The following is a 13,851-nucleotide window of genomic DNA, read 5'->3' as shown; positions in this document are numbered from 1 at the left end:
TTGACTATGCGGCGCGGAGGCGATCGAACGGGCTAGACGGGCACGCAGGAAAGCTCTGCATTTCAATCGGCGTTGCGCACGCCTTGGTAGTGCAACTGAATCCTCTGTATCGCGTCGAGTATCAGTTGCCGCACGTGATGCGGGGGCAGCTGGGAGAAGCGGATAGCTGCGTCGAGGCTTGTTAGTGCTTCGTCGAGGTGCTCGAACTCAAGCTCGGGAAGTTCGGTGCGGTCACGCCAACGGTAGTAATGGCTGATTTCGTGCGCTGCCGCTGCCTGCATACCGAGGGCGCTATTCGGGTCGATAAGTCCCGTGCCGGGATAGATATCCCGACCGTAAACGACAATGCCCGTGCGTATGTCGAACTCGTCTAACTCGATGCGGAAGGAGGTGCGTCCGTCACTGTCGTACCGGATCGGCACGGTGTAATCGAGACCCGCGAATGTCTCGGCAACCGCTCTGACCTCACGTTCGCCAAGGGGTTGGCTTGATCGCCCTGCGAGCAGGGATGGTCGGCCGCGCTCGTCTTCGGTATCTGGGTTTGTGGAGGGCGAGGGCTCGATTACGGGGGCTCCATCGTTCCAGGCGTCGTGTGACTCTGATGCCACCTCATTCGCCTCCTCGCCGCTAGTCACCGGGTACCTCGCGGCGCACGTACTCACGCAGGGCCTGTCCGGCCCGCGCGCGGCTTCCTCCGTTGTTGGCGATAGTCCGGGCGCCGGTCGTTGGACGAATCTGGACGACTCCAACCTCTTGCCAGAGAGGATTATGGACCGACAGGAAATCGCCTGACCAGCCGCCGTCCACATAGGTTCGTGCTGGGTCGAGTGCTTCCAACCGTGCCGCCCACAACTTGCGCGCCCGCGAGCTGCCGAGCGTCGCGCGGTCGAGACTGTAGTCCTGCATGATCGCGGCGTATCCATGCATGAGCACCGCCTGGGAAGCTAGCGACTCGTCGCGCGCGGATTGCGGAGTCGTCGCTCTGAGTTCGGGTCGCACTCCAGCGAGCAGCTCGAAGAATTCTGCAGCTATCGCAGCAAGCCCCTCTAGCTGCGCGTCCTCAACCTCCGTGCCTCCGGCATAGGTCCGCATCACCTCGCGGAGGGTCGAGAGGGTGACGAAGTACGGGGCCTTCCGGCTGAGCCGATCCGTGACTCGATTCGTCCCGGCATCGAGGTTAGGGTTGAGTTCCAAGACTCTCTTCGCCAGCGTGGAGAGGTCGTCCTCGGTGGTCAGGTCATACGCCTTTGACAGCGCGGTGGGCTTGGTCCGCTGGTTCTTGTCGTAGAAGTAGTTGCCCTCGTCCTCACGGTCCAGGAAATAGAGCTCTACCTTGAACTGGCGGGCAAGGTCAAACTTCGGATAGCCAGCGGGATGCTGCTGATAACTGCGAACGGCCTTGAGGATCGCTTGGTGTCTGTGATGGGAGTCGGGCAGGTAGACCTTCCCGGAGTACACCAGAACGGATCTGTCCGAGTCGTCCCAGTAGGCAGTAAATGTGCCTGGTCGTAGGTTCCACACGAGCGGGTTGAGAAATAGTCGCTCCCCACGGAGGAGCTTCTCGGTCATGTCGTCGGCGTTGTCGCCATCGAAGACGTAAACCGTCTCGTCCGGGTACCCGTCCGAGAGCGGGAGTTCGTTGGCCGTATTCCGCGCGGCGGTCGGCAGAATTCCCCGCTGCACAGACTGATCTGTCCACAGAAGCCGGCTCTCCGCCGCGTCCGCGATCTGTTCCAAGGTCAGAGTCACCGTGGCGACCGCGTCGGCTCCAAGACCGGTCCATTGCGTCCCAGGCAAAGTAAGACGGCCCCGGTAGATGCTTTGGTCTGCGTTGAGACGTGGCTTCTCTACGAATCCGTTGATTTCGGGCTTCATCTGATCCTGTCCGTCCTGTGTGATCTGTGATCACGATAGCTAGGCGGAAGGGACGAAACACAGAGAAACGAAAAACAACCGCACGCTACGTACGCGTAGGCAGACGCTATGCCGCACCGGGAACGAATCTCAGGGGTTAGGGGGAGCGCCCTCCCAGCCCTCAAGCACGGAGGGCTGGGGCGCGTTCGGTGCTGAGCAGCGCTACGCTGACGACGGGCGCCCAGGGTCAGGGCGTTGGTTGCTCAGCGAAGAGTGCGTCCAGCGCCTGGACCTGTTCGGGCTGCGGGATGGACAGCGGGCGGCCAGGCGTCGTGACCACCTTCCCTCGGGCGATAATGGCGCGGGATTGCTTGGCCCAGTCGTACGCCGACCTGATTATGGCCTCCGTGGTGGTGATCCGGATCTCCGCGCTGCGATTGTTGCGTATAGTCCGGATCGCAATCTCACCCAACGGTTCGTCGGGAAGGTGCCGAATCTCGACGATCTGCCCGGATACCGACTCGTTCACTTCCCGGCGCGAAACCTTCATCTTCTTCTCAACCCGGGCCAGGACTGGAGCGGCTTCGTCGGGGATGACAACGCGTTCAGGGATACCGCCCGGTGCGCGCAGCCCGGGTGCCCATTGAAACTTGATGTCGAAAGTCTGAATGCCGGACTGAATTGCGATCGCCCGTACTGATGCGACAAGTTCGCTACTCGCTCCGGCCTGCACGAGGTGCACCACGTCATCGGTCGTAGGTTCCCGATCCGGCTGCACGGCGATGGTGTTGATCGCCGCGATTGCTGATGCCAGGGTGCGGGTGACACGTCGTTCGCCGGATTCAATCTCTGTGCGGTCTCCGAGGATTTCGGCGTCCGTCAGTTCAGGCGGCTCGACCGGCATCACCACCGGCAGCACGAACGACCCGCGGCGCGTATGGGAAAGGCGGACCAGTGCGGCTAGCTCGTCGCCAGGGGCGCTGTAGTTGGTGCCGATATGGGGACGAGACTTGCGGGCGGTGGTCGCGGCTGCGCGCACCATCCGCCGAGCTGACGCGAGGACCGTCGATGCGCTGTCGAGAAGGACGCTGTCGTCCATGACGAACGGATCGCCGATCCGGTAATTCTGAATGTCTTGAAACTCTCGTTCGATCGCGTCGGCGACGTCCCGGGCGGGAACATTATCGATGTGGCCGAGGCGTGCGGCGATGCCGTTGAACTCGGCTGAACCTTGTTCCAGTTCAAACGGGACTGCGAGGGCATGTGCGCCGGATTCCGAAGGGAGGCGCCACAGTTCGCCGATGGGCCCCGCTGGATCGGCTTTCCATCCCTTACGGCTCAGGAAGCTGGCGACGTCGCGGCGGGCAGCAGTGGGGTTGTTCATGCTGCCTCCTCCCCGGCGGTCGGGGTGTACAAGTTGACGAGGTCGGTGTGCCACGTCGGGATCGTTTCCAGGGTCACGCGCTGGGCGCGGGGGACCTTGATTGTCTTCGTCGTGTCGAACTGTTCCGGAGCGAGGCGGACCCAGTAGGCGGCCGTCTTGACCATCTGCGTCCCGTTGACGTCATGAGCTAACCACGAGTCACTGACACTCGGCACGACCACGATGACGAAGTAGAGGGGCACCTGGACCCGCGCCCACTTGGTGATCCACTTGTCTTCGGCGCTGAAAGACAGGTACTCGTCGTCGTCATCGATCGCCATCGTTGCCGTCGTCTTGACCTGGACTCGGACGGACCCCTCGGGGAAGTCGAGCACGTGGTCGACCGCGAGTGTGTCCTCGCCGGGGCTGGTCTCGTTGAATCCGCAACCGGCTTGGCCAGCAATAGCGCGCATGTACACGACGCCGAAGCGGCCCTTCCTGGCGTTCAGGTCGAGTTGCTGAAAGGGAAGCAGCGCTTCCGGTTCAGACGTCGTTGGCATGGCCTGACTCTAGCGGCACAGCGAACGACGTCGCGAAGCGGAGCAGCGGGTGTGCCGGGTCCGGATCGGCGGAGGGGGACGGCATGTGGGTGGCGGTTTGAGCCCGACCGGCGGAACTTCAGCCGGGCAGGCGCGGCGGTGGCCAGGACCGATCGCACGCGAACGGCCCCCGCTCGCACGCCAGGGGGGCGGGGCGGGGCGTTGGAGGCGGGCTAGTGCGGGACAGCAAGTTCGGCGATGGGGCGGTCGTCGAGGTCGTAGTCAGAACGCCTCGACTTTGGCGTCGGGGCGAGGTGCGCGCGAAGGGCGGTGAGCCGGGCGGCGCGGGTTGCGGGCGTTTCGCCGCGCGGGTGTTGCTTGCCAGCCCAGTCGCGGGAGCGTTGAGCCTCGAAGGTGCGTGCGACGCGGCCGGTGCGGTTTGCGCGGCGGCTCATCGGCGGCGGCCCTTGCCCTTGGCCGATGCGCGCGCCGGGGCGGCTCGGTAGCCGTTGGAGGCGAGCCAGGTTCGAAGCTCGGCGAGGGTGGCGTCGTTGGGGCGGGCGAGAATGATGGCGCCCATGGTGGGCAGGAGCGCCGTGAGCGCGGCGGCGGCGAGGAGCTCGACGACGTCGGCGGGGATGCCGAAGCGGGCAGCGGCGAGGTCGCGGGTGCCGTTCCATCGGCCCTCATAGGCCTCCAGTGCGAGCCCGAGGCCGATGGTGACGAGGGTGTCGTCGGCGACGCTGTCGAGGCTGTGCATGATGTCCTCGTCGCGAACGAGCGAGAGGAACGCCTTGCGGCGGGTGCCAGTGGGGTCGCTGAGCGGGAGCGCGGTGGAGGGCATGGTGCGGGTGTCCTGTCGTGTCTGGGGGCGAGCCCGCCCGCGGGATGTGCGGGCGGGCTCGCGGTGGCGCCGAAGCGCCGGGGTAAGCGTCGGTTAGACGCTCGTGATGCTGGCCTTGACGGTCGCGCCGCCCGGGATGGGCGTGAGGGTCACGGACCCGGCGACGAAGCCCTCGTCGCCTTGGACGGCGACGTCCTCGGTGCGGGTGGCCTTGTAGGCGGGGAGGATGCCCGCGCCGACGAAGGTCGACAGGACCGAGCGTTGCGCCGTGTAGGTCGCGTCGTAGTCCTGGATCGTGCGGAGCTCGAAGCCCTCGCGCGTGGACTTGTTGCCCGTCACGCCGCTCGGCACCTCGGGGGCGCGGTTGGCGAGGTAGAGCGAGCCGCGCTTGGTGAGAAACACGACCTCGTCGGGTGCACCGGACGCGGACTCGATGACCTCGAAGCCGCGCAGGTTGCCGACGGCGCCCTTGGTGAGCGCCGAGGCGTCACCGCCGAGCTTCTCGGCGTCGAGCGCGCCGGAGTCGAGGAGCGCGTCATAGACGGTCGAACCGACGAGCGCGACGAGAGGCTCGCCCGTGACGTTGATGCCCTTGGCGCGGAGTGCCGCCCGACCCTTGGTGAAGAGCGAGACCGGCTTGGCGGCGTCGAACTTGATGGCGGCGTCGGCGGTGATGCCCGCGATGACGTCGGCGAGCGCGCGCTCGACCTTGGCGGCCACGGCGTCGGCCTGGGGCAGGATCACTTGCTTGCCGAGGTCGACGAGGTTGAGGCTGAGGTCGGCCTCCGAGAGGGTCACAGCCGAGTAGTCGTGCGTCGCGAGCTTGATCGGCTCCCGGAGCTCGGAGAGTCGCTCGCTGATGATGGCGGTGGTGACGTCGTCGAGCGTGCGACCGTGGGCGGTCAGCGCACCGGGAACGGTCAGGTAGACCGTGTCGCCTCGACCGGCGACGAAGTCGGACGAGTCGAAGCGCTGTGCGACCTCGGCCAGGTGGAACGCGCCGAGCGCGAGGCGGATGGCGACGTCGGCGACGGCGACGGTGTCGGTTTGGAAGGTGTTTGCCATGGTGGCGGGTCTCCTATGGGAGCGGTGGGCGGATGGATGCCCGGGATGGATGAGTGGAGACCGCGTCTAGCGGTTGGTGACGGCGTCGCGCCTTGGCGTCGTCGTCGGGTATGACGGCGGCGTCCTCGTCACGGCGCCCGCTTGGGCCCGCGACGAGGACGTCAGGGGGAGCCGTGCCGGAGCGACCGGCATGGGCGTGCCCGCTGTCCCTCGTGCCGTCGCGAGCGGCGGTGAGGCGGGCGGGCGGGACGCGTCGCAGGGTAGCGACGCGGGAGCGTTGGGGGTGTCAGGCGGCGAGCTTGACGGCGAGGGGCTCGCGGGCCACGGCAGTGAGGTCGGTGATGAGCGCCGTGCGGCGCTCGGAGTACCGACGCATCCGGCACGCGTTGGAGCACGTTAGAGCGTGTCGGCGAGCGGCGGTGAACGTGCGACCACACGAGCGACAGGTGAGGGTGTGCGACATTGCGGGGGCACCATTCCGGGGGAGAAAGTGTTGTTTACGTTTGGATATACCGCCTGGGTGCCCAGGTCTGCCCGTCCGCTCGTCATGCCGACCCATCCGAAACCCTCGACGTTGTGCACCAAAGGTGAACGACCCGGCTCTCGCGGGCGCTGGCGTTGTTGCCGACCGTAAGACGATTGGTACGACGGCAGCGACCAGCGTCCCTATTCGCAACTTTTCCGCGGAATTCCGGGTTATTTTCAGGGACGGTGCCCAGGGACGATGCCAGGGACGATGCCCTCGAGGCATCGTCCCTGTAAGTGTCACTAGGTGCATACGGCGTCAGCAGAACACATCTTTAGATACGCGAAATCACTAGGTGCATAACGCTGACTGGGCCATATCTCGACTAGGTCGACGAGTTGGCCCGGGCCGCCTGACGTTCGCGGAGCCATGCCACGGCGTTCGGGTTCGAGTTGCCCCCGTCGGACCATGACGGCTCGATGAATCGATTGGCGAATTCGTCCAACCACGGCCAGGGTGCCGCAACGCGGTCGGCGTCGATACGCCTGTAGCCTCGCCCGATGGCTGTAACGGGGATGGGGCCGCGGAGTACGCCGGATAGCATCGCGCGGCGTTCGTCGTCGTCCGAGCGCTCCCATTGTTGGCCGTAGGTCTCCCCGGTCTCGACGACCTCGATGATTGGCTTCGTGGGCCGCGACGCGAGCTCGTCGCGCGACGACGTGAGCGCCGCGAGCCGGGCGACCAACGCGCCGATGTCGGCGCCAGGCTCCCGCATTGAGTCTGTGGTGTGGGCGATAGCCTCCTCAACCTCGGCCAAGCCCGCGACATCGCGGATCACTTGGCGGTGCTCAACGACGGCCATGCGGCCCGTGACGGAGAGAAACTCGTCGACGAGGAACGCCTCGACCTGATCGGCATTGATACTCGCCGGGCGGGAGCAGGCGCGCCCGTCGCCGTTTGCTCGGCATCCGTAGGACTCGATATGGCCGCCCTCGGAGCGTCGAGAGTTGACGCGGAGGCGGCTACCGCACGTTCCGCAGACGAGGAGGCCGGAGAGGAGCCGAGACGCCTTGCGGCGCGTCTGGGTGAGAGGGCGGGGGGCGAGGATGGCACGCAGGCGCTCTACATGCTCGACGGGGAGGATCGGCTCCCACGGAGTGGCGATGACGCCCTCCTCGTCGCGGAGAGGCACCCCGTGGCGCGACTGACGACCGAGTGCCGAGTCGCCGGTTAGCACAACGCGAAGGCTAGAGAGTGACCACGTCTCCGCACGACGGGGCTTGGAGCCGTCCGCGGTGAGCGCTTGCATGGCTTTGTAGAGCGTGCCGCCCCCGAGGACGATGTTGGCGGCCCGTCTGACGAACTCAGCCTCGACGGGTTCCACGGCCAGCGTCTTACCGTCCCCGGAGGGGTGGGGGACGGACTTGTAGCCGTACGGCGTCGGGCCGCCGCGCCAGCGGTCGCCCTGCCCGACGCGGTAGGCAATGGTCGACTTGAGGCGGTCGCCGATGGTACGCGATTCGAGCGCCGCGAACACTTGGAGCACCTCGGCCATCGCGCGACCCATAGCGGTCGTGGTGTCGAGCGGCTCGGTGCACGACACCACATTGAGGCCGTCGTCGAGGAGTGTGCCGAAGTCGACGACAGATCGAGCGAGACGGTCGAGACGCCACACGAGAACGGCCTCCGCCTTGCCCTCGGCGACAAGGGCGCGGACGCGAGTAAGGCCCGGGCGGTCGAGGCGTCGTTTGGATGCGCTGACGTCGATGTCCTCGACCGTTGTGACGAGCTCCCAGCCGCGACTACGTGCGTGAGCCTCGATGACCTGTCGCTGTCGAGCCACCGAAGTTGAATCGGCGGTCTCCCGAGAGAGCCGAACGTAGCCCACGACGCGTGTAGGTGACATAGGTGAAGTATACCGAGGCGGTGTAGAGGAGCATGAGGCGATCGGTCACGCCCCCGATCCTGGCACGCCGGCGGCTCGGCTGACCTAGAGTGGCCGGATGTCCTTCGGTTCCGCCTCCCGACGACCGGCACCGGATGCCGTGTGCCCGTGCGGCCGCGCCGCGTTCGGGGAGTGCTGCGGGCCGATCCTGGACGGCGAGGCCGCCCCGAACGCCGAGCGGTTGATGCGTTCGCGGTACACCGCGTTCTCGGTCGGCGACGCGGTCCACCTGGCGAGGTCGTGGCGTCCGCGGACGCGTCCCGACGACATCGTCGTCGATGACGGCACGCGATGGTCGGGCCTCGAGATCGAGGACGCGTCGGAAGACGGCGAGAACGCGACCGTGACCTTCCGCGCGTCGTGGCGGCACGGGCCCGACCGCGGCGTGCTGCGCGAGCGCAGCCGGTTCGCGCGGCGCGGCGGACGCTGGGTCTACGTCGACGGCGACGTCGACTGAATCGGAACCGCTCGAGGACCTCGTCAAGCCCGCGGGGGTGTCGCGGGTCGTGCGTAGGGTCGATCAAAGATCCCCGGCACCGCACTGGCGGTCGAGGTGGTCCCGATGCGGCAGTCCTGTGACAGCGCCGGCCGGAGGATTCGACAGAAGTCGATCGACAAGGAAGAGGACAGTGACATGGAACGCATCGTGATCGTCGGAGGGCACGGCAAGGTGGCCCTCCACCTCGCTCGACTGCTCGCCGACCGCGGCGACGACGCGACGTCGGTAATCCGCAAGGCGGAGCAGAAGGCCGACATCGAGCAGGCGGGCGGCACGCCCCTCGTCCTCGACGTCGAGAACGCGGACGTCGACGAGATGGCGAAGGCCTTCTCGGGTGCCGACGCGGTCGTGTGGTCCGCCGGTGCGGGTGGCGGCAGCGCCGAGCGCACCTACGCGGTCGACCGCGATGCCGCGCAGCGTGCGGTCGATGCGGCATCGAAGGCGGGCGTCCGCCGGTTCGTGATGGTGTCGTGGATCGGCTCGACGCCCGATCACGGCATCGACCCCGACGACTCGTTCTTCGCCTACGCCGACGCCAAGCTCGCGGCCGACGACCACCTGCGCGCCAGCGACCTTGATTGGACGATCCTCGGCCCCGGTACCCTCACGACGGACGAGCCCACCGGCCGCATCACGACGGCGCCGCAGGGCAAGGCCGAAGTCTCTCGTGCCGACGTGGCCGCCGTCGCGGCCGCTGTGCTCGTGCAGCCGGCCACGGTGGGCCGGTTCATCCGCTTCGGCGCGGGCGACACGTTGATCGCCGAGGCGATCGTCGCCGACCGCGCGGACGGGGGACAGGCATGAGCGCCCTGAGCGAGAAGGCGGCTTCGTTCGCCGCCCTGCACACCGCCCCCGAGATCCTCCGGGTCGTCAACATCTGGGACGTCGTGTCGGCGCAGGCGGTCGCCGCTCTGCCCGAGACGAAGGCCCTCGCCACCGCCGGCCACTCGATCGCTGCGACCTTCGGGTACGAGGACGGCGAGAACATCCCCCTCGACGTCATGCTCGACATGGTCGGACGCATCGTGGCGGCGGTCGACGTGCCGGTGACGGCCGACCTCGACGCGGGCTTCGGAAACCCCGGCGAGACGACCCGGCGCGCCATCGGCGTGGGTGTGGTCGGCGCGAACGTCGAGGACCGGGTCAAGCCGTTCGATGAGGCGGTGGCCGCCGTCGAGGCCGTGATCGCGGCGGGGGAGGCCGAGGGCGTCCCCTTCGTGCTGAACGCGCGCACCGATGTGTTCGTGAAGGGCGGCGACCGTCCGCTCGACGACAAGATCGCGGATGCCGTGAAGCGCGGCCGCGCCTTCCTCGACGCCGGGGCGACCTCGGTGTTCGTCCCGGGGCTTCTGGACGCCGACACGACGAGTCGACTAGTCGAGGGGCTCGGGGAACAGCGCCTGAGCGTCATCGGCTTCCCCGGGGCGCTGTCGGCCGCCGAGTACGAGAAGCTCGGTGTGGCGCGGATCTCGTACGGTCCGCTCACGCAGCGCGTCGCGTTGACGGCGCTGCAGGACCTCGCGATCGACCTTTACGGCACGGGCGTCATCCCCTCGTCGGTGCGCGAACTGAACTGACGATTCGCCCGGTGGGGCGTCGCGGCCTGCGGGCTGCGGCGCCCCTTCGGCGTCCGCGCCGAAAGCCGCTCCGCCGACACGCCATCGCGCGCTCGGACGGCGCGGGGTCAGCCGTCGTCTTCGGGTTCTCCGTCTTCGACCACGATCACTCCGTCGGGCACGGGATCGCCGAGCAGGGGCTCGGCGGCGAGCGTGAGGTCGATGGTCGCCCGCAACAAACCGCCGAGGGTCACCGAGCGCAGCAGCTCCATCTGGTCGAGTTCGCCGAGCGGAGCGATCGCCGCGACCTGCCACGCGCGAGGAAGCGGCTCCTCCGAGAGCTCCACCTCGGGGTCCCACCTCGTGCCGCCGTACTGCTGCGCGCGACCGAGCACGCGCCGCACGATCCGCTCCGCCTCTTCGAGCAACGGGAGAAGGGCGTCGTTCCACTCGAGGTCGGGAAGAGCCCGCACGTCCGCCCGCGGGTACGGGGCGTCGTCGAGCCACTCGACGATCTCGAATCTCTCCGTGCCCCGCGCGACGATCTGCATCTGGCCGGCCTGGGGCACGACGTGGCTGAGCTGCGCCATGGTGCCGAGGGGGAAGCGCTGATCGCCCCCGCCCGTCTCGCTGCCGCGTTCGATGAGGACGACGCCGAACGCGGGGTCCGTCTCGTCGAGGAGGCGCCCCAGCATGACGAGGTAGCGCTCCTCGAAGATCCGCAGCGCGAGAGGCGTGTGCGGGAAGAGGACGGCTCCGAGGGGGAACATCGCGGTACCCATGCCCTCAGTCAACCAGGGGCGACGGCCTGCGGGGTCGGGGGAGCGCGATCCGCGAGCGAGTTCCCAGGTCGAGCGGGCGGCGTCAGTCCTCGACGTCGCGCAGGGTCTCGTGCACGCGGTGCAGGTCCATCAGAAGCGATCCCACGAGCACCCAGTGCATCGTCGAGGGTGTGCGGATCTGCAGGGGACGGGTGAGGGCCGGCTCTTCGTCGACGACGCGCTCGGGGCCCGCGTCGAGGGCGAACGCCAATCGCACGTCGTGGGCGGCGCGATGGAGTTGTTCGGCGATCGCCCGGACGGCGGGTTCGTCGGCGATCGTCTGCTCGTAGCCGTCGTAGACCGCACGCGTCATGCCGATCGTCTGGGTGACGACGGGGCTGAACCGTTCGACGAGCGCGTCCATCTCGGCCAGGTCGGTGCGGTGACGACCGCTGCGGGGATTCAGGGCGAGCGAGTCGGCGCCGTCGCGGATCGCGTCGGCCGCGGCATCCCGAACCGGGCGGAGCAGGCGCGCCTCGAGGAGGAGCCCCTCGAGGGACGCCGAAGTCTGCGGGGTCTCGAGGGCGTCGGCCAGACGCTCGAGGGCGGCGGCGAGCTCGCGTCCGAGGACGTCGATCTTGGCCCGCGCGGCGGGGACGAGCACCGGGGGGACCAGCACCGCGTTGACGACGATCCCGATGGCCGCGCCGATGAGGGTCTCGAGTACGCGGTCGAGGGCGTAGTTGGGGGTCGCGGTGCCGAGCGCGAGGACGAGCAGGGCGCTGATCGCGATCTGGTTGGTGGCTCCGGCCGAGATCCGCGCCGCCCACGCCACGACGAGCGCCACGCCCGCCGAGAGCAGGGCGACCCAGGGTTGCGAGCCGAACACGAGCCCGAGAAGAGCCGCGATGAGCACTCCGACGATCACGCCGACACTGCGTTCGACGGCGCGGGTGAACGACTGGTTGATGCTCGGCTGGACCACCAGCAGGGCGGCGATGGCGGCGAAGATCGGGGGCGGACCCTGCACGAGCCACCCGGCCAGCAGCCACGCGGTGACGATCGCGATGGCCGACTTGGCGACCTGCAGCAGCGGCACGCGCCGCGGGGCGCGGAAGGTGAGGCTGTCGCGCACGGCGCGAGCGGAGGGGACGCGCACGATTACTCCCGTGGTCCGACGATGGCGATGGCGTTCTCGGCGACCCATCCCATGAGGGGGATGACGTGCGTCATGAGGTCGCGCCCCCGATCGGTGAGGGCGTACTCGACGCGAGGGGGAACCTCGGGGTAGGCGGTGCGCACGACGAGGCCGTCGGCCTCGAGCGTCTTGAGCGTGCTCGCGAGCATCTTCTCGCTGATCCCGTCGATGTTGCGTCGAAGGGCGCCCCAGCGCTGCGTTCCGTCCGAGAGGGCGAGCAGCACGAGGATGCCCCACTTGCCCATGACGTGATCGAGGACCGTGCGGGTGGGGCACCCGTCGGCGAAAAGTCCGGGGTGTTCGGCGCGGATCGACGCAAGACTGACGCTCATGTGAGTACCTAACCAGAAAGTGGGTACCGGCATTCCGGAATGCGATGGACGGCGGGGCGTTGAGCCCGACGAACCCACCGAAAGGATTCCATCATGACCTTCCTCGTCACCGCCGCCTCCGGCCACCTCGGCCGCCTCGTCGTCGACGCTCTCCTCGAGCGCGGCGTGCCGGCATCTGGCATCGTCGCGGGTGCGCGCACGCCCGCCAAGGTCGACGACCTCGCCGCCCGCGGGGTCCGCGTCGCCCAGCTCGACTACGCGCGTCCCGAGACGATCTCCGCCGCCCTCGACGGTGTGACGCGCGTCGTGCTGATCTCGGGCAACGGTCCCGACCGCGTCGCCGAGCACCGCGCGGCGATCGACGCGATCCGCGCCGCCGGAGTGGAGCGTCTCGTCTACACGAGCGCCCCGCGCAACGACGTCATCGACTACAGCCTCGGCGCCGACCACAAGGCCACCGAGCAGGCCATCGCCGCGTCGGGGGTGAGCGCCACCATCCTCCGCAACAACTGGTACACCGAGAACTACCTCGACACCGTCGCCCGCGCGGCCGACACCGGAGAGATCGTGGCGGCGACCGGTGACGCGCGCGTCGCCAGCGCGAGCCGCCGCGACTACGCGGAGGCGGCCGCGGTCGCCCTCACCACCGACGAGCTGGCCGGCCGGACCGTCGAGATCGGCGGCGACGTCGCGTGGACCTACGACGAGCTCGCCGCCGCGGCGAGCGAGGTGCTCGGTCGTCCGGTGACCTACACCCGCGTGTCGGTGGAGCAGCTGACCGAGGGGCTGCAGGCGGCGGGACTGGATGCCGGCACGGCGGCGTTCGTGGCCGGAATCGACGACGCGATCGCCCGCGGCGCGCTCGAGCAGACCGACGGGTCGTTGTCTCGCCTCATCGGCCGTCCCACCACGCCGCTCGTCGAAGGACTGCGTCAGGGCCTGGCCGCGCGCTGACCTCTTTCCTCTCGGCGTGAGTCGCCATGCCCCGTCGCTTCGGACGCCCGCGAAGCGACGCATCGTGGCGACTCACGCGGGGCTGTCGGGGGAGGACCGGCGTGCGGTCAGCCGCCGCTGGCGCATCGCCAGGAACAGCGGGAACGTGAAGGCGAAGGCGGTCACCCCCGACAGCACGATGTACAGCCACGCGAAGCGCATGCCGAGGCGTCGCCCCTCGACGATGATGAAGATGCTGCCCGCGATCGCGACGACCATCAGATCCACGGTGATCGACGACACCGCCGGTCCCCCCGAGACGAGATCGCCGATGAAGTCCCGCATCTGCACGATCGCGAACACGTTGAAGGTCCAGGTGCCCACGAGGCCGGCGACGGCCAGCACGAGAAAGGCCACGGCGGTGGGGGTCCAGTGTCGTCGGAGTTCGCTCATGAGCCGATCATCCCGCAGCCCTCGTGTCGGTGGCGGGGGATAG

General features: G+C 68.2%; 15 protein-coding genes. 4 read left to right on the top strand and 11 right to left on the bottom strand.

The features are described from left to right. Positions 1-62: 62 nt before the first annotated feature. From AB6V31_RS03930 to AB6V31_RS03900, 7 genes are all read right to left on the bottom strand, one after another. Positions 63-608, bottom strand: coding sequence for a hypothetical protein (locus tag AB6V31_RS03930; protein WP_369364215.1), 546 nt, complete (start codon positions 606-608; stop codon positions 63-65). Positions 609-627: 19 nt separating this feature from the next. Further along, positions 628-1,875, bottom strand: a complete 1,248-nt coding sequence (locus AB6V31_RS03925) for a DNA sulfur modification protein DndB (protein WP_369364213.1) — start codon at positions 1,873-1,875, stop codon at positions 628-630. Positions 1,876-2,101: 226 nt separating this feature from the next. Beyond that, a complete protein-coding gene (locus tag AB6V31_RS03920) occupies positions 2,102-3,238 on the bottom strand; it encodes a hypothetical protein (protein WP_369364212.1) in 1,137 nt (378 codons plus the stop codon). Beyond that, positions 3,235-3,777, bottom strand: a complete 543-nt coding sequence (locus AB6V31_RS03915) for a DUF4365 domain-containing protein (protein WP_369364210.1) — start codon at positions 3,775-3,777, stop codon at positions 3,235-3,237. Before AB6V31_RS03915 ends, AB6V31_RS03920 begins: the two co-directional genes overlap by 4 nt. Positions 3,778-4,207: 430 nt before the next feature. Continuing rightward, the gene (locus tag AB6V31_RS03910) at positions 4,208-4,600 is read right to left on the bottom strand and encodes a hypothetical protein (protein ID WP_369364208.1); all 393 of its coding nucleotides are present in this window, start codon (positions 4,598-4,600) and stop codon (positions 4,208-4,210) included. Between the two features lie 93 nt (positions 4,601-4,693). Continuing rightward, the gene (locus tag AB6V31_RS03905; protein WP_369364207.1) at positions 4,694-5,665 is read right to left on the bottom strand and encodes a P22 phage major capsid protein family protein; all 972 of its coding nucleotides are present in this window, start codon (positions 5,663-5,665) and stop codon (positions 4,694-4,696) included. Positions 5,666-6,516: 851 nt separating this feature from the next. Beyond that, positions 6,517-8,019 (bottom strand): recombinase family protein, encoded by a 1,503-nt coding sequence (locus AB6V31_RS03900; protein WP_369364205.1) that lies wholly within the window; start codon positions 8,017-8,019, stop codon positions 6,517-6,519. A 115-nt stretch (positions 8,020-8,134) separates the two neighbouring features. On the opposite strand from AB6V31_RS03900, the gene AB6V31_RS03895 reads away from it, so the two are divergent. The 3 genes from AB6V31_RS03895 to AB6V31_RS03885 all read left to right on the top strand — a co-directional run bounded on the left by AB6V31_RS03895 (position 8,135) and on the right by AB6V31_RS03885 (position 10,152). After that, a complete protein-coding gene (locus AB6V31_RS03895; RefSeq protein ID WP_369364203.1) occupies positions 8,135-8,533 on the top strand; it encodes a YchJ family protein in 399 nt (132 codons plus the stop codon). Between the two features lie 177 nt (positions 8,534-8,710). Then, positions 8,711-9,379: an SDR family oxidoreductase gene (locus tag AB6V31_RS03890; protein WP_369364202.1), complete on the top strand. Its 669-nt coding sequence runs from the start codon at positions 8,711-8,713 to the stop codon at positions 9,377-9,379. Continuing rightward, positions 9,376-10,152 carry an isocitrate lyase/phosphoenolpyruvate mutase family protein gene (locus tag AB6V31_RS03885; protein ID WP_369364200.1) on the top strand — a complete coding sequence of 259 codons (777 nt, stop codon included), beginning with the start codon at positions 9,376-9,378 and terminating at the stop codon, positions 10,150-10,152. The genes AB6V31_RS03890 and AB6V31_RS03885 overlap by 4 nt, the downstream gene beginning before the upstream one ends. A gap of 107 nt (positions 10,153-10,259) precedes the next feature. Here the strand turns inward: AB6V31_RS03885 and AB6V31_RS03880 are convergent, their stop codons facing one another. The 3 genes from AB6V31_RS03880 to AB6V31_RS03870 form a co-directional block, all read right to left on the bottom strand. Further along, positions 10,260-10,913: an LON peptidase substrate-binding domain-containing protein gene (locus AB6V31_RS03880; RefSeq protein ID WP_369364198.1), complete on the bottom strand. Its 654-nt coding sequence runs from the start codon at positions 10,911-10,913 to the stop codon at positions 10,260-10,262. 82 nt (positions 10,914-10,995) lie between these two features. After that, on the bottom strand, positions 10,996-12,027 hold the full coding sequence (locus tag AB6V31_RS03875; RefSeq protein WP_369364197.1) for an aromatic acid exporter family protein: 1,032 nt from the start codon (positions 12,025-12,027) through the stop codon (positions 10,996-10,998). A 26-nt stretch (positions 12,028-12,053) separates the two neighbouring features. Beyond that, the gene (locus tag AB6V31_RS03870; RefSeq protein ID WP_056227849.1) at positions 12,054-12,422 is read right to left on the bottom strand and encodes a helix-turn-helix domain-containing protein; all 369 of its coding nucleotides are present in this window, start codon (positions 12,420-12,422) and stop codon (positions 12,054-12,056) included. Positions 12,423-12,515: 93 nt separating this feature from the next. Between AB6V31_RS03870 and AB6V31_RS03865 the strand changes: the two genes are divergently transcribed. After that, positions 12,516-13,376 carry an SDR family oxidoreductase gene (locus AB6V31_RS03865; RefSeq protein WP_056227854.1) on the top strand — a complete coding sequence of 287 codons (861 nt, stop codon included), beginning with the start codon at positions 12,516-12,518 and terminating at the stop codon, positions 13,374-13,376. Between the two features lie 72 nt (positions 13,377-13,448). Here AB6V31_RS03865 and AB6V31_RS03860 read toward each other — a convergent pair whose 3' ends face one another. Continuing rightward, entirely contained in the window at positions 13,449-13,808 is a 360-nt protein-coding gene (locus tag AB6V31_RS03860) for a DUF2834 domain-containing protein (RefSeq protein WP_074694343.1), read from the bottom strand. Positions 13,809-13,851 lie beyond the last annotated feature (43 nt).

This window comes from Microbacterium sp. 16-032, assembly GCF_041079455.1.
Taxonomy (GTDB): Bacteria; Actinomycetota; Actinomycetes; order Actinomycetales; family Microbacteriaceae; genus Microbacterium; species Microbacterium testaceum_A.
The sequence above is the reverse complement of the archived record's forward strand: the minus strand, read 5'-3'. Positions and strand labels throughout refer to the sequence as shown.